This is a genomic window from Pseudomonas sp. KCJK9111, from assembly GCF_046231935.1.
In the GTDB taxonomy this organism is placed as follows: Bacteria; Pseudomonadota; Gammaproteobacteria; order Pseudomonadales; family Pseudomonadaceae; genus Aquipseudomonas; species Aquipseudomonas parafulva_B.
In genome coordinates, this window is the sequence record NZ_JBJJMO010000017.1 from 1 (window position 1) to 19,670 (window position 19,670).

At 61.7% G+C, this 19,670-nt stretch carries 22 protein-coding genes and 1 pseudogene; 11 read left to right on the top strand and 12 right to left on the bottom strand.

What is annotated here, in order from left to right; all coding sequences use genetic code 11:
• Window positions 1-173 precede the first annotated feature (173 nt).
• Window positions 174-476 (bottom strand): annotated as a pseudogene (locus tag ACK59L_RS08730) (phosphate-starvation-inducible protein PsiE); the annotation flags it as partial.
• A 218-nt stretch (window positions 477-694) separates the two neighbouring features.
• On the opposite strand from ACK59L_RS08730, the gene ACK59L_RS08735 reads away from it, so the two are divergent.
• Window positions 695-958 carry a YebG family protein gene (locus ACK59L_RS08735; protein ID WP_058604888.1) on the top strand — a complete coding sequence of 88 codons (264 nt, stop codon included), beginning with the start codon at window positions 695-697 and terminating at the stop codon, window positions 956-958.
• Window positions 959-1,000: 42 nt separating this feature from the next.
• Here ACK59L_RS08735 and ACK59L_RS08740 read toward each other — a convergent pair whose 3' ends face one another.
• Window positions 1,001-2,020, bottom strand: coding sequence for a Glu/Leu/Phe/Val dehydrogenase dimerization domain-containing protein (locus tag ACK59L_RS08740; RefSeq protein WP_409273042.1), 1,020 nt, complete (start codon window positions 2,018-2,020; stop codon window positions 1,001-1,003).
• 122 nt (window positions 2,021-2,142) lie between these two features.
• On the opposite strand from ACK59L_RS08740, the gene ACK59L_RS08745 reads away from it, so the two are divergent.
• Window positions 2,143-2,949: a SirB1 family protein gene (locus ACK59L_RS08745; RefSeq protein WP_409273044.1), complete on the top strand. Its 807-nt coding sequence runs from the start codon at window positions 2,143-2,145 to the stop codon at window positions 2,947-2,949.
• 55 nt (window positions 2,950-3,004) lie between these two features.
• Here ACK59L_RS08745 and ACK59L_RS08750 read toward each other — a convergent pair whose 3' ends face one another.
• From ACK59L_RS08750 to hmgA, 4 genes are all read right to left on the bottom strand, one after another.
• Window positions 3,005-3,250 carry a hypothetical protein gene (locus ACK59L_RS08750; RefSeq protein ID WP_409273046.1) on the bottom strand — a complete coding sequence of 82 codons (246 nt, stop codon included), beginning with the start codon at window positions 3,248-3,250 and terminating at the stop codon, window positions 3,005-3,007.
• A gap of 321 nt (window positions 3,251-3,571) precedes the next feature.
• Window positions 3,572-4,198, bottom strand: coding sequence for a maleylacetoacetate isomerase (maiA, locus tag ACK59L_RS08755; protein WP_409273048.1), 627 nt, complete (start codon window positions 4,196-4,198; stop codon window positions 3,572-3,574).
• Window positions 4,199-4,210: 12 nt separating this feature from the next.
• Window positions 4,211-5,503, bottom strand: coding sequence for a fumarylacetoacetase (gene fahA, locus ACK59L_RS08760; RefSeq protein WP_409273050.1), 1,293 nt, complete (start codon window positions 5,501-5,503; stop codon window positions 4,211-4,213).
• Window positions 5,504-5,506: 3 nt separating this feature from the next.
• Window positions 5,507-6,808 carry a homogentisate 1,2-dioxygenase gene (gene hmgA / locus ACK59L_RS08765; RefSeq protein WP_409273052.1) on the bottom strand — a complete coding sequence of 434 codons (1,302 nt, stop codon included), beginning with the start codon at window positions 6,806-6,808 and terminating at the stop codon, window positions 5,507-5,509.
• A gap of 169 nt (window positions 6,809-6,977) precedes the next feature.
• Here hmgA and ACK59L_RS08770 point away from each other — a divergent pair, with 169 nt between their 5' ends.
• Complete coding sequence (locus ACK59L_RS08770) at window positions 6,978-7,760, top strand: IclR family transcriptional regulator (RefSeq protein WP_196135175.1); 783 nt, start codon at window positions 6,978-6,980, stop codon at window positions 7,758-7,760.
• A 250-nt stretch (window positions 7,761-8,010) separates the two neighbouring features.
• Here ACK59L_RS08770 and ACK59L_RS08775 read toward each other — a convergent pair whose 3' ends face one another.
• Window positions 8,011-8,913 carry an alpha/beta fold hydrolase gene (locus tag ACK59L_RS08775; protein ID WP_409273054.1) on the bottom strand — a complete coding sequence of 301 codons (903 nt, stop codon included), beginning with the start codon at window positions 8,911-8,913 and terminating at the stop codon, window positions 8,011-8,013.
• 225 nt (window positions 8,914-9,138) lie between these two features.
• Window positions 9,139-9,594: a flavodoxin gene (locus tag ACK59L_RS08780; RefSeq protein ID WP_167338571.1), complete on the bottom strand. Its 456-nt coding sequence runs from the start codon at window positions 9,592-9,594 to the stop codon at window positions 9,139-9,141.
• Between the two features lie 111 nt (window positions 9,595-9,705).
• Here ACK59L_RS08780 and ACK59L_RS08785 point away from each other — a divergent pair, with 111 nt between their 5' ends.
• From ACK59L_RS08785 to ACK59L_RS08810, 6 genes are all read left to right on the top strand, one after another.
• On the top strand, window positions 9,706-10,134 hold the full coding sequence (locus tag ACK59L_RS08785) for a PAS domain S-box protein (protein ID WP_196135144.1): 429 nt from the start codon (window positions 9,706-9,708) through the stop codon (window positions 10,132-10,134).
• 58 nt (window positions 10,135-10,192) lie between these two features.
• Window positions 10,193-10,810, top strand: a complete 618-nt coding sequence (locus ACK59L_RS08790; RefSeq protein WP_409273056.1) for a hypothetical protein — start codon at window positions 10,193-10,195, stop codon at window positions 10,808-10,810.
• Between the two features lie 173 nt (window positions 10,811-10,983).
• The gene (locus ACK59L_RS08795; RefSeq protein WP_058604878.1) at window positions 10,984-11,544 is read left to right on the top strand and encodes an antibiotic biosynthesis monooxygenase; all 561 of its coding nucleotides are present in this window, start codon (window positions 10,984-10,986) and stop codon (window positions 11,542-11,544) included.
• Window positions 11,545-11,577: 33 nt separating this feature from the next.
• Window positions 11,578-12,315, top strand: a complete 738-nt coding sequence (folM, locus tag ACK59L_RS08800; RefSeq protein WP_144966994.1) for a dihydromonapterin reductase — start codon at window positions 11,578-11,580, stop codon at window positions 12,313-12,315.
• Between the two features lie 9 nt (window positions 12,316-12,324).
• A complete protein-coding gene (locus ACK59L_RS08805) occupies window positions 12,325-12,621 on the top strand; it encodes a DUF1244 domain-containing protein (protein ID WP_144966995.1) in 297 nt (98 codons plus the stop codon).
• Window positions 12,614-12,955, top strand: coding sequence for a HopJ type III effector protein (locus tag ACK59L_RS08810; RefSeq protein WP_196141358.1), 342 nt, complete (start codon window positions 12,614-12,616; stop codon window positions 12,953-12,955). Before ACK59L_RS08805 ends, ACK59L_RS08810 begins: the two co-directional genes overlap by 8 nt.
• A 97-nt stretch (window positions 12,956-13,052) precedes the next feature.
• Here the strand turns inward: ACK59L_RS08810 and fabV are convergent, their stop codons facing one another.
• A complete protein-coding gene (fabV, locus tag ACK59L_RS08815) occupies window positions 13,053-14,264 on the bottom strand; it encodes an enoyl-ACP reductase FabV (protein WP_058604875.1) in 1,212 nt (403 codons plus the stop codon).
• Window positions 14,265-14,550: 286 nt separating this feature from the next.
• Here fabV and ACK59L_RS08820 point away from each other — a divergent pair, with 286 nt between their 5' ends.
• The gene (locus ACK59L_RS08820; protein ID WP_409273058.1) at window positions 14,551-15,729 is read left to right on the top strand and encodes an acetyl-CoA C-acetyltransferase; all 1,179 of its coding nucleotides are present in this window, start codon (window positions 14,551-14,553) and stop codon (window positions 15,727-15,729) included.
• A 66-nt stretch (window positions 15,730-15,795) separates the two neighbouring features.
• Here the strand turns inward: ACK59L_RS08820 and ACK59L_RS08825 are convergent, their stop codons facing one another.
• Window positions 15,796-16,668: a 5-methyltetrahydropteroyltriglutamate--homocysteine methyltransferase gene (locus ACK59L_RS08825; protein ID WP_409273059.1), complete on the bottom strand. Its 873-nt coding sequence runs from the start codon at window positions 16,666-16,668 to the stop codon at window positions 15,796-15,798.
• A 228-nt stretch (window positions 16,669-16,896) separates the two neighbouring features.
• Between ACK59L_RS08825 and ACK59L_RS08830 the strand changes: the two genes are divergently transcribed.
• Window positions 16,897-18,381 (top strand): methylenetetrahydrofolate reductase C-terminal domain-containing protein, encoded by a 1,485-nt coding sequence (locus ACK59L_RS08830; RefSeq protein WP_409273061.1) that lies wholly within the window; start codon window positions 16,897-16,899, stop codon window positions 18,379-18,381.
• Here ACK59L_RS08830 and yjiA read toward each other — a convergent pair.
• Window positions 18,341-19,318: a GTPase gene (gene yjiA / locus ACK59L_RS08835; RefSeq protein ID WP_078479388.1), complete on the bottom strand. Its 978-nt coding sequence runs from the start codon at window positions 19,316-19,318 to the stop codon at window positions 18,341-18,343. The genes ACK59L_RS08830 and yjiA overlap by 41 nt on opposite strands.
• Window positions 19,319-19,462: 144 nt before the next feature.
• Window positions 19,463-19,660: a YbdD/YjiX family protein gene (locus ACK59L_RS08840; protein ID WP_023534469.1), complete on the bottom strand. Its 198-nt coding sequence runs from the start codon at window positions 19,658-19,660 to the stop codon at window positions 19,463-19,465.
• Between the last annotated feature and the right edge of the window lie 10 nt (window positions 19,661-19,670).

Genomic DNA, 19,670 nt, shown 5'->3' on the forward strand with positions numbered 1-19,670 from the left:
CCCCAATACCAAACAAAGCTAAATAGTGAAACGCCTCAACACACAAATTCCCAAGCGAATCCGCTGATGAATGAAGGCTTTTGCGAACCTTATCAGCCCAATTCAATTTATCCATTACTCACTACTCCAAACAGATGCCGCAGCAAAATAGCAGTTCACCGTAAAGCTCAAGCTACTAGAGACTCTAGTCGGCTAATTTTCTGGACAAGTACCGGTGTTAGTATCGTGCTGCAGGTCTTGAAGTAGATGCCCACCATGGCGCCCAACTCCAGGTAGATGAACAGCAGCAGGATGTCATCCACGCTGATCCCACCTTTGCCGAGCATGTCCAGAAACGTCACCACAGCGGCATAGGCCGTTATCGCACCGATGCCGAACAAGGCCAGGTAGTGAAAGCCTTCGACGCACAGGTTGCCCAGCGAATCGGCTGAGCCGTGCAGGCCTTTGCGCAGTTTTTCTGCCCATTTGATGTTCATGATCGATGACTCCCCGAAGCTCTCTGAAAAATGATCCGCTACCTGTATGACGCTTGTGCCATGCAGTTAAAGGGCCAGGCACAGGGGCTTGGAAGGTGGTCGAGTGATGCAGGACACGCTCACCACCTGGGAAATTCAGGGTTGCGCGATTCAGGGAATGCCATTACTGTATATCGATACAGTAAATCGTTAACAGCAAAAAGGCATAGAGGTGATGAATGGCCGTCGAAGTGGTGTATCGCAGCAGCCGCGACCCGGAGCGCTTGTTCATGGATAAGGCCGAAGCAGACCGTCACGACAAGATGCTCGAACTGGCTGAGCGCCTGGCAGAAGTCCTGCACAAGGCTGTGCCATCGTTGAGCGAACAGCAGGTAGAAGAAGCCGGTATCTACATGGCCAAGAACCGCGATGTGTTCGCCAGGGCGTTCAAGAGCCAGCCCGACGCGCTGGGTGAACTGCTCGAGGGCGATGCTGCTCAATAGCGATCGCTGGGCCTTTGAGCGACGAGGTCTGGGGCGTTGTATTCAGTCGTACAACAAACGTTCTGCCAGCGCCTGCGCCACACGTGCAGGCGAACGCTTTTCAGCCTGGGCATGACCGAACACTTCGGTCAGGCGGGTGGGTATACGGGCAATATGGGCGGTGATCGCCTCCGCTTTTTCGCCCCTATGGGCCAGCGCTGAGTAGATCAGGGCACCCGCGTTGATCACGTAATCAGGTGCATACAGAATCCCCCGCCCTTCCAACTGGTCGGCAACCTGCAACGATGCCAGTTGGTTGTTTGCAGCACCTGCCACTGCCGCGCACCTCAACTGCATCACGCTTTGCCCATTCAATCCCGGGCCTATGCCGCAGGGGGCGAAGATGTCGCACGGTGTACTGGGTAACGCATCGTGGGCAATCGGTTGTGCGTCGAACTGCTCTACCGCAAGTCGCACTCGGCCAGGCTCCAGGTCGCTGACCAGCAGGTCTGCACCCGCTGCGTGCAAGTGTTCGGCCAGCGTGTACCCCACGCTCCCCAACCCCTGGATGGCGACACGCAGCCCTTCCAGGTTGTGGCTGCCCAGCCGCGCATGGGCGGTAGCGCGCAGGCCCGCGAATACCCCCATCGCCGCATGTGGGGCCGGGTCACCCAGCGCTGTTGTGCTGACAACATGGGAGGTGCCCTGCGCCAGGCAATCCATGTCCAGTGTCGAGGTGCCGCTGTCCAGGGCGATGAGTAGCCGCCCTTGCAAGCTATCGATACAGCGGCCGAATGCTTCGAACAAGGCAGCGCGGTCGTTCACCTGCGGGCTGCGCAGCATGACCGCCATGCCGCCCCCGAAAGGCAGGCCCGCCATTGCCGCCTTGTAGCTCATGCCCTGGGCCAGGGTGACTGCGTCGGTGATCGCACTCTCATGATCGGTGTAGGCCAGGTAGCGACAACCGCCCATGGCCGGCCCGAACCGCTCGCTGTGAATGACCACGACGGCCTCAAGGCCTGTCTGCGGATCGTTGAACAGATGCAGTGACTGAGTACGGGTGCTTTGCATCAGTGCGAACATGGCCTGGCTCCCCATGAGGTGCAGCATCCAGTATAGGCACCTGAAACGGGCGGGCCGGGCTACCGGACAACTGGACGAAACCGCTCTGGCCGGCTATTACTCAAGGGTGAGTGGAGAAGCCCATGAAGCCACGTCAAGCCTGCCTGGCCTGCCTTGAAAACACGCCTGCCGCCCTGCTGCAAGCTGCGCTGTGGATCGCCGCCGAACATGACCCAAGCGTCGATCCTGATGCCTGCCAGGCCGTGTTCCAGAACATGCAGCACACCATCAGCATTCACCTGCCCATGATTGGCGTCACTGAACTTGCCCAGCCGCTTTTGCGCCAGCTCAACGCGTTGGGTTTCCAACAGGATGAATACCTGCCGCTGCGTCCTCACGCTGCCTTGATGAACCATGTGCTGACAAGGCGACGCGGCCAACCGCTGGCCTTGGCCATCCTGGCACTGGAGTTTGCGCAGCGTCTGTCCATTCCACTCGAAGGCGTCGCCTTCCCTGGGCATTTCCTGTTGCGCGTGCCGGGTGCCGACCATTTGCTCGACCCCTGCGGCGGTCGGCGTCTTTATCCCAATGATTGCCGGGAGCTGCTGATCCGCCAGTACGGTCCTGGCACCGCCTTGAGCGCCGAGCACTTGCGCCCGGCCAGCGCCATGCAGATGCTGCAACGGCTGTCACGCAACTTGCGCCAGTTGCACACCAGTAATGACGCCCCACTCGCGGCGCTGATCGACGCCGAGCGCGTCATGCAACTGGGGCCCGCCCAGGTCGGCGACTACCTGGCCCGGGCAAGCCTGTACAGGCAGCTTGATTGCCCACACGCCGAGCGCTTCGACCTGGAGCGTGCATTATTGTTGACTGACGATCCTTTACAGCGGCTTGCACTGGGTGAGCGCTTGGGACAGTTGCCTTTGACAAGCCGCTCGATTCATTAGTTACTAAAAGAACTTAAATAACGAGCAGGTGCTTGAGCAACTATCACAAATAGTCTTACTTCAAGAGGTGATATGCCGTTTGGGCGAAACGACGGAACGCCTCTTTGTCCTTCTCATCAAATTGATCGTCTCCATTAGCATCTGCCGTGCCGTTAACCTTGTCATACACGCCGTTGGCGCCTGAGGACGACACGGAAATAGAAAACTCGGTTGTTCCACCCTCGTAGAACTCAATCAAGATCTCAGGGCTATTATCCCGGTCGATGTCTTCAACTGAAATACGGATCTCTTTTGTTGTCATTTCTGGACACTCCAATTCTGCTAGATGGAAACTCAATCAAGGCTGACGGCTTGCATCAGTTGTCAATGAGACTACTCGAACCCTACTAGCGGAACCACTGACAAATATATCAGTTGACCATTTGTCTATGTGATGCCTGGGCTTCTGAGCGGCAGGGCAATTCAGTTACTACCCACTCGCTTATTGTCCACCTGGAAGAGAAAGCAGCTTTTAAGGTGAAGACTGAGGTGTGCAGTTGATCTTGGTGCAGGACAGAGGCCGACCGACCAGCAATTGCTCAGTTATATATTGCCCGGAGAATGGCAATGAACGCACCTTTCATTATGGCGTATCGGGCTGGCGCGAAGGATGCGCCTGTATGAACGCCGGATGCTGCTGCGCCAACGCCGCCACCCTGCGAATGCGCGGGTAACGCCCAAGGTCGACCCCGAATCGCTCGGCGGCATAGAGCTGCGGTATCAGGTAGACATCCGCCAGGCCAGGCGCATCGCCCAGGCAGTAGCCACCCTCGCCGATCACCTGCTCGACAGCCCCCAGCCCCTGGCTTATCCAATGGCCGATCCATTGGTTGATCTGCACTTCATCCTGGCCCGCTTCACGCAGGCGGTTGAGCACGCTGACGTTGTGCAGGGGGTGGATGTCGCAGCCGATGATCGCCGCCACCCCACGCGCCTTGGCGCGCTGCGCCGCCCCTGCCGGTAGCAGCGCGGGCAGCGGATAGGCCTCTTCCAGGTACTCGATGATCGCTGGAGATTGCACGAGCAGCTCGCCACCGTCTGTACGCAGGGTGGGCACCCGGCCCTGGGCATTGATACCCAGGTAACCGGCTTGCCGATGCTCGCCTTGCAGCAGATTGATGGGGAGTGCCCTGAAGCTCAGCCCTTTGAGGGCCAAGGCAATCCGCACTCGGTAGGACGAGGTGGAACGGTAATAGGTATACAGCTCCATGCCTGCGTCTCCTCAGTTGGCCGCAATGACCCGACCACGGCACTCGCCGAACCCGATGCTCACCTCACCGTCGCACACACCCCGTGCCCGCAGGATGATTTCGTCGCCGTCCTCCAGAAACTTGCGCACTTCGCCATTGGGCAGCTCGACCGGGTGCTTACCGCCCTCGGTGATTTCCAGCAAGCTGCCATAGGACCCTGGGGTGGCACCTGACAGGGTGCCGGAGCCGAACAGGTCGCCGGGTTGCAACTGGCAACCGTTGGCACTGTGGTGCGCCACCAACTGGGCCACCGTCCAGTACATGCTGCGGGTGTTGCTCAGGGCCAGGCGGTGCGGCGCCTCCCCCTCCTCGCGCATGCGCTCGGTGAGCAGCAACACTTCCAGTTCGATGTCGAATGCACCCGCTGCCTGATCCCGCTTGTCGAGCAGGTAGGACAGCGGCTGGGGGTCACCTTGAGGCCTTGGCGGCTGAGCGCAGCGCAAGGGCGCCAGCGCCTCGGCCGTGACGACCCAGGGCGAAATCGTGGTCACGAAGCTTTTGGACAGGAACGGGCCCAGCGGCTGGTATTCCCACGCCTGGATGTCCCGCGCCGACCAGTCGTTGAGCAGGCACAAGCCCGCGATGTGCTCGGCGGCATCGCCGATGGGGATGGCCTGGCCGATGTCGTTGCCCTGCCCGATCCAGATGCCCAGCTCCAGCTCATAGTCCAGCCGCGCACAGGGGCCGAAGCTTGGTTCGCTCTGGCCGGCAGGCAATGTCTGGCCCTTGGGCCGGCGAACATCCGTCCCGGAGGGGCGAATGGTCGATGCGCGGCCGTGATAGCCGATGGGCACGTACTTGTAGTTGGGGAGCAAGGGGTTGTCGGGGCGGAACAACTTGCCAATGTTGCGGGCATGCTCGATGCCCACGTAGAAGTCGGTGTAATCGCCGATCTGGGCCGGCACATGCAACTGGCAGGTGCTGGCGGGATACAGCGCCCCCTCCAGCATTGCCTGGTGCTCGGACTGCTCACCGAGCAACTCGAGCAGCCGCTCCCGCAGCGCCACGCGCGCACCGCGCCCGAGTGCGAAAAACGCGTTCAAGGTGCCGCCCTGGGTGGCGAGTACCGCCGCCTTGGCCTGGCCTTCGAACAAACCCATGGCCAGCACCGCCTCGAGGTCGAGGATGGCATCGCCGATGGCCACGCCACAGCGTTTGGCTTCGCTGCCACGACTGAAGATACCCAAGGGCAGGTTCTGCAGCGGGAAGTCACTGTGCCCATTGGCGTGGCTCACCCAGCTGCGGGCAATGGCGGGTTGGTTCATGGGTTATCTCCGGTTCGGGTTGAAGGTGCTGGGCAAGGTGGCCCAGCAGCTGTCGTAGTCGGCCTGCAACTGCGGGCAGGACATGGCGTACTGGCTCGGGCGCAGCACCTGGCTGGTCTCGAACATGAACGCCATGGTGTTCTCGATCTTGTGCGGGGCAAGCTCGGCCGCGATGGCCCTGTCGCAGGTCTCGGCATCCGGGCCATGGGCACTCATCACGCTGTGCAGGGAGGCGCCACCGGGCACGAAGCCTTCGGCCTTGGCATCGTAGGCACCGTCGATCAGCCCCATGAACTCGTTCATCAGGTTGCGGTGGAACCATGGCGGACGGAAGGTGTTCTCGGCCACCATCCAGCGCGGGGGGAAGATCACGAAGTCCATGTTGGCAAGGCCATGCACGCTGGTCGGTGAGGTGAGCACGGTGAAGATCGAGGGGTCCGGGTGGTCGAAGCTGACTGTGCCCAAGGTATTGAAGCGACGCAGGTCGTACTTGTAAGGCACGTTGCTACCGTGCCAGGCCACCACGTCCAATGGGGAATGCTGGAGCTCGCACGCCCAGTGCTCTCCCAGAAATTTTTGTACCAGTTGTACCGGCCCGGTGGTGTGTTCATAAGCGGCCACCGGCGTTTCGAAATCGCGGGGGTTGGCCAGCCCATTGCTGCCAATAGGCCCCAGGTCCGGCAGGCGCAGGGGCGCGCCGTGGTTTTCAGCCAGGTAGCCACGGGCATGGCCATCGAGCAGTTCGACACGAAACTTCATGCCGCGGGGAATGACTGCAATTTCAAGCGGGCCCACCTGCATCACACCCAGCTCGGTGGCAAGGCGCAGCCGACCTTGCTCAGGCACCAGCAACAGCTCGCCATCGGCGTTGAAGAACACGCGCTCCATGGAGCGGTTGGCGCTGTAGATGTAGATGCTCACACCGCCAGGCGCGTTGGCAGGGCCATTGGCCGCCATGGGCAGCCAACCCTCGATGAAGTCGGTTGGCGCTTGCGGGATGGGCTGCGGGTTCCAGCGCAGGCGGTTGGGCGTGATCGAGCCCCCCGCCTCGTTCAGGGGCTGGCGCGCCAGGCGCTCGAAACGCGGATGGGCGGCTGAGGGCCGGATGCGGTACATCCAGGTGCGGCGCAGCTCATGACGGGCCATGGTGAACGCCGTGCCGGAGAGCAGCTCGGCATAGAGCCCGTAGGGGGTTTTCTGTGGCGAGTTCTGCCCGACCGGCAAGGCGCCTGGCAACGCTTCGCTGGTGAATTCGTTGCCGAAACCGCTGAGGTAGTGAAGGTCAGGTGCAGGGTCGCGATTCATCGATGCCTCCGGGCCGGGGCGGCCTGTGGGAGCAGTTGCTGCTGCCCGAGGGAACGGCGGCGCATCTGCATTGTTTTTATCGTAATCAGATTACGAATAACGTAATTTGCTCTGCGCCAGGCGTCAAGCTATAAAGGCGCGACTCGATGACTCGCGGATGACCCTACCGATGGCCAAAGCCAGCTCCCCTACCGACAACGGCAAGCAGAAGGTCCGCTCAGCCGAGGTAGGCACCGACATCCTCAAGGCATTGGCCGAACTCTCACCCTCCACGTCACTGTCCAGGCTTGCAGAGCATGTCCAAATGCCGGCGAGCAAGGTGCATCGTTACCTGCAAGCTCTGATTGCCAGCGGGTTCGCCGAACAGAATGCGGCTACCAATCATTACGGCCTGGGGCGCGAAGCCTTGCGCGTGGGCATGGCCGCGCTGGGCAGCATCGATGTGCTGAAAGTCGCCGCGCTGCCCCTCTCCCAGCTGCGTGATGAACTGAACGAGAGTTGCTTTATTGCGGTGTGGGGCAATCAGGGGGCGACCGTGGTAAGCATCGAACCGGCCGTACGCGCCGTCACCGTGGTGACGCAGATTGGCTCGGTATTGCCGCTGCTGACCTCGTCCACCGGACTGGTGTTCGCGGCCCATCTGCCTGAGCGGGAAACCGTGGACTTGATGGCGCGCGAGCTGACCCAGCTCAAGCAAGGGCCTGGGGATTATCAGACGGTGCTGGCAGGTATACGTGAACGCGGTCTGCACCATATCCACGGGCTGCTGATGCCGGGTGTGGATGCGCTGTCGGCGCCGATCTTCAACGCCATGGGGCAGATCGCTGCGGTGATGACGGTGGTGGGGCCCACGTCGATGTTTCATGCCGATGAACAAGGCCCTGCGGCACAGCGGCTTTTGGCTGCTACGCGCGAGGCAAGCTGGCGCATGGGGTACTGCCCAGCCCCTTGAGCACCGCAGACTGTTGCCTGGTATGTAACGGTGAATGTCGCCGTATGCGGTTTTTCCAGTCGATTCAATTGCTTATTATCGGATCACTGGCTGGCACCGAGGGCTCTCCCCCCGCTCACGGTGCCAGCCGGGTGTATCGACGTAGATTTTGAAGCTCCTTGATCTGACGTCTCGATTGACCGCTGCGAAAGGCAGCGGTTTTTTTTGCCTGCCGTTTGGTCCTCAGGAGCCCGGTTGCCACGTCATCGGGTCAAAACCTGGCCACTTTGAGCGAGCCGAACCCTTGGGCGGGTTCCCTGAACGCCAGGTAATGACGCAACACCTGTTGCGGCGCCTCGGTATGCGGATGGTGGCCAATACCCTGCAACAGCACGACATCGGCGGTCGGAACGTGTCGACGGTAGTGCTCGACCATGTGCGCGCCATAAAGGGGATCGACTGCGCCGGCGATCAAACGCAACGGCACCGCCCCCTGCAGCGCCTGCGTCCAGCGATCACGGTGCTGCAAGCGTTCAGGCACGTAGCTGGCAAGCCTGTGCAGCACGCGCGTGCCGCGATTGGCAGCCAGCATGCTCCAGAAGTCGTCGAGCACGCTTTCGCTCGGGTGGGTACATGGCCCATAGACACGGGTCAGGTGACGCACCAGGTCATCGCGGCTGAACGAGCGCGCCACCAGCCAGCCCAGGCGGCTTAGCAGCAGCTTCTGCAGCAACAGCATGCGACAACCTTCAGGAAACAGGCCGCTGTTGAGAAAGACGCAGCTGGCGATATTGGCGCGCTGCTCATGATGCCGAGCCAGCAGCTCCTGAGCCACGCTACCTCCGTAATCATGAGCTAGCACATCCACCGGCTGGTCGATCTGCAGGTGAGCCAGCAAGGCCTGCTGCAAGTCGGCCTGCTCCATCAGGCTATAGGCGTGATCAACTGGCTTGGCCGAATCGCCGAACCCCAGCATGTCGCAGGCCACCACCCGATAGCGCTGGGCCAGAGGGCCCCACAAATAATGCCAGTCCCAGCTGCCTGTAGGAAAACCATGTAGCAAAAGCAGGGGCGTTCCTTGCCCTGCGGTCCAGTAGCGGATGCTCTGGCCCCGGAATGTGAAACTCTGTCCCCGGGTACGCCAGACGCACAATGGAATTTCGGCCATGGGCATCGGAAGGCACCGGGTTAAGGGATGTGGACGCGATAAGGCAAGGCTGCTGTCATTGCATGTCACCTCGGCACTTGCATGTGCTCTCTGTGTCGAGACACAGTCTAGCCAGCGGCCGAGGCGCTTGAACTTGCGTTGCCAGCCAGCTTGATGACTGAGCGAGTCAGCTGCACCAGCGGTAGGCGCAGCCTGCCTGGTTGCCGGCTGCGTATCCGTCCTGCAAAAACGTCAGGCGCTCAGTGCCTGCACCAGTTCAGCCAGCCACGGCTCGGCATCGGTTTCCGGTGTCACGGTTTCGCTGGCATCGAGCCGCAACATGGGCAGCACCTCATGCACGCCAAGTTCGGCAAACAGTTCGCGCATCTGTTCGCCGCCACCGCAATAGGTATCGCCATAACTGGAGTCGCCCAAGGCGATGACTGCACCCGGCAGGCCACGCCAGTCGGCCGGCAGGGTGTCGCGCAGGGCGCTGTAGAGGGGCATGAGGTTGTCGGGCAACTCGCCCATGCCTGTGGTGGAGGTCACCGCCAGTACGGCCTGCGGGCCGAACGCCTGCAAGTCTTGCAAAGAGGCTCGGTTGGCGTGCCAGGCTTCCAGGCCAGCGGCCTTGAGCAGCGATTCGGCGTGACGGGCAACTTCTTCGGCGGTGCCGTACACCGATCCGGAAATAATGACGACTTTCATCAGGGAAAAGGATTCCGATACTGAGTGAAATCGTAGGATACTAGCACCCAGCGCTGGCACAAGGCCGTGGCAACGCCCGCGGCCCTCATTCCTTCACTGCATGACTCAGACATGATCAATGCGCAGTTGCTGCAATCAATGGTCGATGCCTCGGACGACGGTATCGTGGTCGCCGAACAGGAAGGCGACGACACCATCCTCATCTACGTGAACGCGGCTTTCGAGCGTCTCACCGGCTACAGCCGGGATGAAATCCTGTACCAGGACTGCCGCTTCCTGCAGGGGGACGACCGCGACCAACTGGGCCGCGCGCGCATCCGCAAAGCGCTGGCCGAGGGCCGGGCGTGCCGTGAAGTGCTGCGTAACTACCGCAAGGACGGCACCGCGTTCTGGAACGAGCTATCCATTACGCCTCTCAGGCATGCGGCTGATCAGCGTCTGTACTTCATCGGCATTCAGAAGGACATTAGCCGCCAAGTGGAAATGGAGCGCGAATTGGCCGAACTGCGCGCTCGTCCGAAAACCGGTGATGGCATGTGAACCAAGTCTGCGTTTCAGAGTCAACTCGGCCGTAGTACCCTTCATATCGAGTTTCAAAATGCCCCCCGACATGCTCTTGACCCAGGATGAGCTGGACTATATCCAGGATGTCCAGCATTCCCCGCAGTTCGACATGACCGAAGCCATGACGAGCCTCCTGGTCAATGGGGACAGCCGCATTCAGGGTCTGCTCACGCGCTTGGTCGCCCATGAGCAGGTGACCTTGCAGGCCCATGTCGACAACCAGCAGATCAGCATTCCGCTGCAGCTGATCGAGGACGAGTTTCATACGCTGCAATTGCAACTGGGCGCGCCCGATATCTTCGAGATAGGCCCCAGGCTGCGCCCATGGCGACTGACCCTTGATCCGCCCTGTGCGTTGCTCGACGCCCACGGTGACGAGAGCGGGCTCTGGGTGTGCGACATCTCTGTCAAAGGTGTGCTTGTGCATGTGCGCGACCGGCTAGACGCTCCTGATGTCTTCACGCTCCGATTCGCCCCGGACGGTGTCTGCCCCATCGAGCTTCACGGCAAGCTGGGCCGGCGTATCGACGGCTCCAAGGCCGCCTATGACCTGAGTGGCACTGCCCAGGAAGACATCGAACGCCTGCGCGATTTCATCCTCCACAAGCACCGGCTTGCTCACCCTGAGTTGCATACGCAAATGCCCGGCTGAAGACGACACCCGACGAACGCACCGTGTTCTCCCACGGCGGTGGCTTACGCCCGCTCGGTCGATACGCCATAATCCGCGCCCACTTCTTGCATGCCTAACTGAGTCGACCACCACCCCGGCCGACACAGCCAAGGGGCCAGCTACCCGCCAGCCTCGTCGTCAGGAGATACACGATGTCTAGATCCCCCGTCACCTTGATGGTGTCGCGGCGCGCCGCCGATGGCCGCTATGAAGAACTGCTGGCCTGGCTCCATGAGGGCGAACAGCTGGCCACCGACTTCCCTGGCTACCTGGGCTCAGGGATTCTCGCACCGCCGCGCGACGGCGATGAATTCCAGATCATCTTCCGCTTCAGCGATGAGCCGACCTTGCATGCCTGGGAACATTCGGCCTCGCGGCGCGCCTGGCTCAAGCGCGGCAACGGGCTGTTCGAGCGCCCCAGGGAGGCACGGGTCAGTGGCATAAACGACTGGTTCGGCACTGCCTTGGTGCGTAAACCACCCCGTTGGAAACAGGCCACGGCGATCTGGCTGGCATTCTTTCCGGTGTCACTGGCCTTTAACATGCTGTTCGGTCACTGGCTGGCAGGCATGGACCTGTTGCCACGCGTGCTTGTCAGCACCCTGGCGCTCACCCCCCTGATGGTGTACCTGTTCATCCCCCTTTCAACGCACCTGCTGGCGGGCTGGCTGCAGGGGTCGGCGGCACGCGAACACGCCTGGCGTAGCCGGTAGGCGCAGGCCACACACGCGTTGGGCAGTTGGGGTATGCTGGGCGGCAACCTTCGACACATACAGTTGACCGCCCCGAACATGAACAGCCCTATCCTGATAACCGGAGCCAGCCAACGCGTCGGGCTGGCCCTGGCCATGGAACTGGCCCAGGCCGGCCATACGGTGGTCAGTGCCAGCCGCAGCGTCCAGCCTCAATCGCCACACCCCAATATCATTCCGTTCACCGCAGACTTGTGCCAGGTGGCCGACCGCCAGGCACTGATCGACTACCTTTATAGCCATTACGATGGCCTGCGCGCCGTCATCCACAACGCTTCACTGTGGCTCGACGATGACCTGACCCACCTCGACACCATGTTCCGCCTTCATGTCGAAGCGCCCTATCATCTCAACCTGGCCCTGGGCGAGCTCTTGGCCAAGGTCGACAAGGCCGACATCATCCACGTCTGCGACGAAACGTCCTCACGCGGCAGCAAGAGCCACATCGGCTACGCCGCCACCAAAGCCGCGTTGCAGAACATGGTGTTGTCGTTCGCCGAAAAGTACGCACCCACGGTACACGTCAACGGTATTCTGCCTGGGCTGCTGATCCTCAAGGAGGGCGGCGATGAAGCCTATCGCCAGCAGACGCTGAAGAAGGCACTGCTGGAGTTCGAACCGGGCGCCGGGCCGCTGATCGAGACGGTCAAGTACCTGCTTGCCAGCCAATACAGCACCGGCAGCCAAGTGGTCATCAATGGTGGCCGCCACCTGAAAAACCGCATCATTTGAGAGAAGTCCATGACCCCACAGCAACAGCTCGAACTGGAAGCCGCCGCTTTCCGCCGACTCGTGGAACACCTGCGCTCACGCACCGACGTGCAGAACATCGACCTGATGAACCTGTCCGGGTTCTGCCGCAACTGCCTGTCCAAGTGGTACAAGGCGGCCGCCGATGAGCGCCAGCTGGACCTGAGCCTGGATGACGCCCGTGAAGCCATCTACGGCATGCCTTATGGCGAGTGGAAGGCCCAGTACCAAAAAGAAGCCAGCCCCCAGCAGCAGGCCGCATTCGAACAAGGAAAACCCCGTGACTGATCTGACTACCCTGCGCACCAGCCTGGCCAGTGGTGAACATGTGTTCGCCGATACCCTGGCATTCATTGCTGAGCACTATGCCTATCAACCCCAGGCCTTCAGCAACGGTGACGTCGAAAACGCAGCCGGGCAGAACGAAGGTTCATGCAAAACCTTGGGCCTGGCGTTGCTCGAGGGATTGAGTGATCGTGAGGCGCTGCTGGCCTTTGGCGAGCATTATCGAGATGTGCAGGCCACACCCGAGGGCCACGACCATGGGAATATCCGTGCGCTGATCGCGTACGGCCTGGCAGGCGTCAAGTTCGAGGCATTGCCACTGTCGCGCAAGGCTTGATGGGGGTCATCTATCCAGCGGTCTGCGCCCTGGAGTCGCGCACGGCAGCATGAAGACTGGGGCTGCTTGGCAGCCCCAGTCACCTGACCTCAGAGCGTTACAGCTGCACGCAATCGAACTGCACGTCGGTCGCCACATCTTCGTCGTAGTCGACGTCCGTGCGCTCGAAGCCGAACAGGTTCAGAAACTGCTTCTTGTAACCGGCATAGTCGGTCAGCTCGAACAGGTTCTCGGTGGTCACCTGTGGCCACATGGCCTTGCAGGCATCTTGCACATCATCGCGCAGTTCCCAGTCGTCCAGGCGCAGGCGGCCTTTCTCGTCGACCTGCGCCGGGGCGCCGTCGGTGCGATACATACGGTCACGGAACATGCGATCGAGCTGATCCTGGGTACCTTCGTGGACACCCTTCTCCTGCATGATCTTGAACACCATCGACAGGTACAGCGGCATGACCGGGATGGCCGAGCTGGCCTGGGTCACCACCGACTTGAGCACGGCCACATTGGCGCCGCCCTTGACCTCAGCTGCCAGCTTCTGGTCCAGGCGCAGGGCAGTGTCGTCCAGGTCCTGCTTGGCCTTGCCCAGGGCGCCGTGCCAGTAGATGGGCCAGGTGATTTCGGTGCCGATGTAGCTGAAGGCGACGGTGCGAGCGCCTTCGGCCAGCACATCGGCACCGGCCAGGGCGTCGATCCACAGCTGCCAGTCCTGGCCACCCATGACGGTCACGGTGTCGGCGATTTCCTGCTCGGTGGCCGGCTCGATGCTGGCCTCGATGATGGCGTCCTTGTTGGTGTCGATGGCCGTCGACTTGTACGGCTGGCCGATGGGTTTGAGCGCCGAGCGCACCAGTTCGCCCGTCTGTGGCAGCTTGCGCACCGGCGAGGCCAGCGAATAGATGACCAGGTCGACCTTGCCGCCCATGTCGTTCTTGATCAGCTCGATGACCTTGGCCCGCGCTTCGTCGGAGAAAGCGTCACCGTTGATCGACTTGCTGTACAGGCCCTCGGCCTTGGCGAACTTGTCGAACGCCGCCGCGTTGTACCAGCCAGCGGTGCCGGCCTTGGTTTCAGTGCCTGGCTTCTCGAAGAACACGCCCAGGGTGTCGGCCTTGAAACCGAAGGCCGCAGTGATGCGCGCGGCCAGGCCGTAGCCACTGGAAGCACCGATGACCAACACCTTCTTCGGACCATCCTCGCGCACGCCCAGTTTGCGGGTGGCTTCGATCTGGTCACGGACGTTGAGCTCGCAGCCCTTGGGGTGAGTCGTGGTGCAGATGAAACCGCGGACCTTAGGATGAATGATGGCCAATGTCTGTACCTCGTCTGGTTTATGCACGAAAACGCCACACAGGGCGCTTTCAGAGTGGACTGAGGGGTAAGACTCACCCCGCAGGTTAGGCGACACATCTTAAGGGTTGAGCGCAGCGATGCAAAATCGGTGGCCGGTTGGCGACACGGCACGCGGCCCGGACGCACCCTTGCCGCGCCGAGGCATTGATTCGGTTTTCCTATCAATGAGCAATAAAAACAAACTTAACAAATGAGCAAAATGCGCCGATGCTGGTTGCCCTCACCTTCAGACGGAGAACAACAACATGAACGAAGTGGTGATCGTCGCCGCGACCCGCACCGCCATCGGTAGCTTCCAGGGCGCACTGGCGGGCATCCCGGCCGTCGACCTGGGGGCAGCCGTGATCAAGCGGCTATTGGAGCAGACCGGGCTGGAGCCGGCTCAGGTCGACGAGGTGATCATGGGCCAGGTGCTTACGGCCGGCGCCGGGCAAAACCCTGCACGTCAGGCAGCGATCAAGGCCGGCCTGCCGTTCAGCGTGCCTGCCCTGACCCTGAACAAGGTCTGCGGCTCCGGTCTCAAGGCACTGCACCTGGGCGCCCAGGCTATTCGCTGCGGCGACGCTGAGGTGGTGATCGCCGGCGGTCAGGAAAACATGAGTCTTGCCCCTTATGTAATGCCTTCTGCCCGCACCGGCCAGCGCATGGGCCATGGTCAGCTGATCGACAGCATGATCAGCGACGGCCTATGGGACGCGTTCAACGACTACCACATGGGCATCACGGCTGAAAATCTGGTGCAGGAGTACGCGCTGAGCCGTGAACAGCAGGACGCCTTCGCGGCCGAGTCGCAGCGCAAGGCGGTGGCAGCCATCGCCGCTGGCCGCTTTGAGGCCGAAATCACCCCGATCGTGCTGCCACAGAAAAAAGGCGAGCCCAAGGTTTTCGCCCAGGACGAACAGCCACGTTCGGACACCACAGCCCAATCCCTGGCCAAACTGCGCCCTGCCTTCAAGAAGGACGGCAGCGTGACGGCAGGCAATGCCTCCAGCCTCAACGATGGGGCTGCGGCAGTGCTGCTGATGAACGCTGCAAAGGCCCAGGCATTGGGCTTGCCCGTGTTGGCCAGGATCGCGGCCTATGCCAGCGCTGGGGTCGACCCCGCCGTGATGGGGATCGCCCCTGTCTCGGCGACCGAACGCTGCCTGGGCAAAGCAGGCTGGCAACTGGCCGACCTGGACCTAATCGAAGCCAACGAGGCGTTCGCGGCCCAGGCGCTGGCCGTTGGCAAGGCGCTGGCGTGGGATACTTCGCGGGTCAACGTGAACGGTGGGGCGATTGCGTTGGGTCATCCCATCGGTGCATCCGGGTGCCGCGTGCTGGTCACCCTGCTGCACGAGATGATCAAGCGCGATGCCAAGAAAGGCCTGGCAACGTTGTGTATCGGGGGTGGGCAAGGCGTGGCCCTGGCGATCGAGCGCTGATCAACCGAGCCATGGGCACTTGGACGCCGCCGTGCACGCCCTAGCGGCGGCATCTGCCATGCACAATCAGGCGTTGGCTACCTGCAGGGCGTGGAACGTAGGTGGCGTAGCCTTGATCGGATCATTGAGCGCCTTGACCAGCCGGACCACTTCCTCACAGGCCTGCACGGCGACGCCCAGCGGGCTGTGCAGCAGTGAGCACGCCGTACCGATCCACAGTCGCTCCCCCAGACGCTCATTGGCTTCACACAGCCAGTGCCACTTGCTATCCAGGGCATGCTGGGCATCGTTTTCTGGGTCGACCAGGCCCAACGACAGCACTTTGTAGGCAGGCAGGCGGTCCAGGGTGGTCGTCAGCTGCTCAGGGTCGCTCACCAGGTCGATGTGCAAGCCGTCCACCGGCAGGTGCGCGGCCAGGCCAAGGTTGCCCTGCAAGCCACCAGCCCACGTCGCGATCAGCTTCTTCAACGGGGCGCGCTGCAGGATGTTGTAAACCCGCTCGTAGGCGTTCTTCCAGTCCTGCGGCAGCGCCTGGGCAAGGATCGGCTCATCGATCTGCACCCACTGCACGCCTTGTTCGGCCAGGCGATTGAGGACGGCGTCGTAGTGCGGAAGCAGTTCGTCGACAGATTCCAGCGCCAGGCTGTGCCCGTCTTGCGCCGCGCTTTGCCACAAATAGGTCAGCGGGCCAACGAGAACAGGTTTGACGGTGTGGCCAAGCGCGCTGGCCTGGGCCACTTCCTGTAGCAGCTGATCGGCAAGCAGGGTGAAATGCCGCGTCACAGGTGCATGTGGATCGCGCACTGCCCCGCCCTGCCAGTCCACATCGCCCACAGGCAACAGCTCGATACCGGCGTCTTTCTGCATCTGCCAATGACGTGCGCGAAGCGCATGGTCGTTGCCAGTGCGTGGAAAGCCCAGGTTATGCGCCAGTGCCATGTGTATGTCCCCAGTGTGCGGAAATGATGGGGGTATTTTCAGATCGATGAGCGTTTGAAACAAACTCAATAAATTTGAGATCAACTCAAGTTTCCCTCATGTTACTCGTGCTGGCGCACCCGAGACGCCTAGCCGTGTCTTGATCAGATCAATGCGCTGCGCAACCGGGCATGACCCATTCACGGGGCTGGCACACAATGCCAGCCTGCCCACACTCGGTGTTCCGTCATGAGCGTGCTCAAAACTGCCCTGCAACAACAGCAATTCGCTTGCGTCATGGAGTTCGTCCCCAAGCCGTCGGCAGAGCGTTTTGCGGCGATGGACGCAATAATGGCCCGCAGGCAGCTGTGTGGCTGGCCGATGACACTCGCCATTGGCGACCGGGTGAGCAGCCCGCTGGACATGTCACCCCTGGATGCCTTGGCCTGTTTCGAGCATCCGGTACCAGCCCTGCCCCACTTTTCCGGCAAGGACCGGGAGCGCCATCACCTGCTCGCCCAGATGCGGCGCATGGATGCTGCGGGCCAGCACCAGTTGCTGCTGCTGACAGGAGACCGCCTGCCAGGTCATACCCCAGGCAAGCGCCCGGTGCGCTACCTGGAATCGGTGGCAGCGCTGCAGATCGCTCGCCAGGCCTATCCACACTGGTGGCTGGGCGCAGCCCTCAACCCGTTCAAATACCGTGAAGAAGAAGGCGCCGCTCAGTACCTGAAGGCTGAAAAGAAATTGGCAGCCGGTGCCGACTTTTTCATCCTGCAGCTAGGTTTCGATGCTGCCAAGCACCAGGAGGCCATGCACTGGATGCGCCGCCAACGCGCACCTAAACCTATGCTGGCTTGTCTCATGAGCCTTACCCAAGGCCGTGCGGGCATGCTCGATCATGTCGCAGGTGTGACCGTCACCCCGTCGATGCGGCAAATGCTGGAAGCCGAGGCGGCGCAATCCAAGGCCTTTGCCCAGGCTCGCAGCATCGACCGTCTGGCCCTGCAGGTCATTGGGGTAAAGCTGATGGGCTACGCCGGTGTGCATCTGTCGGGCATCCATGAGCCCAGCCAGCTGCTTGCCTTGGAGGCACGCCTTGCGCACTGGCAGACGCAAGTGGCCACGCTGGAGCAATGGGCGCCTGCCTGGCAGGCTAGCTGGCAAATGCCTGGCCTACCGGCAGTGACGTTTCACCCACCGCAGGCGGCATGGCGCGAGGGAGAGTCGCGTGTCGTGGCTTCGTTTGCCCAGAAAGCCCGCTACCACGCCATGCATGGCATGCATGGCCTGTTGTTCAGCCGTCGCAACCCGGTGAGTCAGTTGTTCGGGTGGGCGGTTCGCCAGCCGATGTGGACGACAGGCCTGGGCGCCCAGGTGCTGCACAGCGTGGAGCGGGCCGTGAAGCGACCACTGCTTGGCTGCGACACCTGCGGTCGTTGCCGCCTGGAAGACACCTTGTACACCTGCCCCGAGACCTGCCCCAAGGGCCTGGCGAACGGCCCCTGCGGCGGTACCACCTTGAACCGGTGCGAGTTTGGCGATCGTGAGTGCATCCACAGTGCCAAGTACCGCACGGCCAAGGCGGTGCGGCAAACCGATGTGCTGGCCCAGCGCTTGATCCCTTGCGTGGAGCAGCACACCCGCCATCGAAGCTCCTGGCCGGGTTGGTTCGGTGGAAAGGCTCAGCCCGTCACTCGGCCGTTAGCGCCTCGAAGCCGGCGCGAATCGTAGCTTCGGGAAGATCATCGGCAATGAACACCATGACGCTCTCGCGCGGTTCGGCCTCAGCCCATTCAGCGTCCCAGTCGAACCCGTAGAGCTTGAGCACGCCCTGAAACACCAGCTTGCGATCCTCGCCCGCGATATTGAGCACGCCCTTGTAACGCAACAGTTGCGTACCATGGGTTTCCAACAGGCCATTCATGAAGTCGCTGAGGCGGTCGATGTCCAGCGCCTTATCGGTGCGCAACACCAAGGTGGCGATACGGTCCGGGGTGGCGGGTTTGAGTACTGGACGCAGGGTGGGTTTGAGGTTGGCGCCCAGATCCGGGTTGAGGTTGAAGCCGCGTACATCGAGCAGTGCACCCAAGTCGATGCGGCCTTGTTCGACCACATGCATGGCGGCCCGCCCATTGATGCGGGCCAGGCGCTCGCGCAAGGCTTGCACGGTGGCCGGTTCCACCAGGTCGGTCTTGCTCAGCAGCAGGCGATCGGCAAAGCCCACCTGAGCCTGGGCGATGGTCTGGGTCAGGTGGACGTCGGCGTGAGCGGCGTCGACCAGGGTGATGATGCCGTCCAGGATGTACCGCTCGCGCAGCTCTTCGTCGATGAAGAACGTTTGAGCCACAGGCGCGGGGTCGGCCAGCCCTGTGCACTCGATCACCAGCCGATCAAAGGCAATTTCGCCAGCATCGAGCCGCTCCAGCAGCAGGAACAGCGCACGGGTAAGGTCGCCATGGATGCTGCAGCACACACAGCCGTTGGCCAGGGTCATGACCTGCACCGGCTCGTCGCCGAGCAACTGGCTGTCGATGCCTGCTTCGCTGAACTCGTTTTCGATCACGGCCAGCCGCAGGCCGTGCTCGGCCTTGAGCATGTGCTTGAGCAGCGTGGTCTTGCCGGCACCGAGAAAGCCGGTCAGTACGGTTACGGGAATCGGGGTCTGCACGCAGAACATCTCCTGTTCGGAAAAAACACAGGCCCCACCGCGACAGGCCTGCGCTCATCGCCAGCGCCTGCCCCCAAGGGGAGCGGGCTTGTCGATGACCACAGGCTGCCGACGATGGGGCCGGTACAGCTTAACGCTTTGGGCTTAACAGCACTTTGGCCCGGACTTGCCACCATAACGTGCTTCCTGGCGCTCTCGGAAGAACGCTTCGTACGTCATGACCGGTTTGTCCGGATGCGTCTTGTTCATGTGTTCGACGTAATTGTCGTAGTCAGGCATGCCCACCATCAGGCGTGCAGCCTGCCCCAGGTATTTGCCCAGCCGACCCAGGTCATTGAACATCGCAGCAGTC

Excerpts from the sequence above, each read along its gene's own strand:
- ACK59L_RS08735 (WP_058604888.1), top strand. The coding sequence starts at position 695 with ATGGCCGTCGAAGTGGTGTATCGCAGCAGCCGCGACCCGGAGCGCTTG.
- ACK59L_RS08740 (WP_409273042.1), bottom strand. The coding sequence starts at position 2,020 with ATGTTCGCACTGATGCAAAGCACCCGTACTCAGTCACTGCATCTGTTC.
- ACK59L_RS08745 (WP_409273044.1), top strand. The coding sequence starts at position 2,143 with ATGAAGCCACGTCAAGCCTGCCTGGCCTGCCTTGAAAACACGCCTGCC.
- ACK59L_RS08750 (WP_409273046.1), bottom strand. The coding sequence starts at position 3,250 with ATGACAACAAAAGAGATCCGTATTTCAGTTGAAGACATCGACCGGGAT.
- maiA (WP_409273048.1), bottom strand. The coding sequence starts at position 4,198 with ATGGAGCTGTATACCTATTACCGTTCCACCTCGTCCTACCGAGTGCGG.
- fahA (WP_409273050.1), bottom strand. The coding sequence starts at position 5,503 with ATGAACCAACCCGCCATTGCCCGCAGCTGGGTGAGCCACGCCAATGGG.
- hmgA (WP_409273052.1), bottom strand. The coding sequence starts at position 6,808 with ATGAATCGCGACCCTGCACCTGACCTTCACTACCTCAGCGGTTTCGGC.
- ACK59L_RS08770 (WP_196135175.1), top strand. The coding sequence starts at position 6,978 with ATGGCCAAAGCCAGCTCCCCTACCGACAACGGCAAGCAGAAGGTCCGC.
- ACK59L_RS08775 (WP_409273054.1), bottom strand. The coding sequence starts at position 8,913 with ATGCCCATGGCCGAAATTCCATTGTGCGTCTGGCGTACCCGGGGACAG.
- ACK59L_RS08780 (WP_167338571.1), bottom strand. The coding sequence starts at position 9,594 with ATGAAAGTCGTCATTATTTCCGGATCGGTGTACGGCACCGCCGAAGAA.
- ACK59L_RS08785 (WP_196135144.1), top strand. The coding sequence starts at position 9,706 with ATGATCAATGCGCAGTTGCTGCAATCAATGGTCGATGCCTCGGACGAC.
- ACK59L_RS08790 (WP_409273056.1), top strand. The coding sequence starts at position 10,193 with ATGCCCCCCGACATGCTCTTGACCCAGGATGAGCTGGACTATATCCAG.
- ACK59L_RS08795 (WP_058604878.1), top strand. The coding sequence starts at position 10,984 with ATGTCTAGATCCCCCGTCACCTTGATGGTGTCGCGGCGCGCCGCCGAT.
- folM (WP_144966994.1), top strand. The coding sequence starts at position 11,578 with ATGCTGGGCGGCAACCTTCGACACATACAGTTGACCGCCCCGAACATG.
- ACK59L_RS08805 (WP_144966995.1), top strand. The coding sequence starts at position 12,325 with ATGACCCCACAGCAACAGCTCGAACTGGAAGCCGCCGCTTTCCGCCGA.
- ACK59L_RS08820 (WP_409273058.1), top strand. The coding sequence starts at position 14,551 with ATGAACGAAGTGGTGATCGTCGCCGCGACCCGCACCGCCATCGGTAGC.
- ACK59L_RS08825 (WP_409273059.1), bottom strand. The coding sequence starts at position 16,668 with ATGGCACTGGCGCATAACCTGGGCTTTCCACGCACTGGCAACGACCAT.
- ACK59L_RS08830 (WP_409273061.1), top strand. The coding sequence starts at position 16,897 with ATGAGCGTGCTCAAAACTGCCCTGCAACAACAGCAATTCGCTTGCGTC.
- ACK59L_RS08840 (WP_023534469.1), bottom strand. The coding sequence starts at position 19,660 with ATGTTCAATGACCTGGGTCGGCTGGGCAAATACCTGGGGCAGGCTGCA.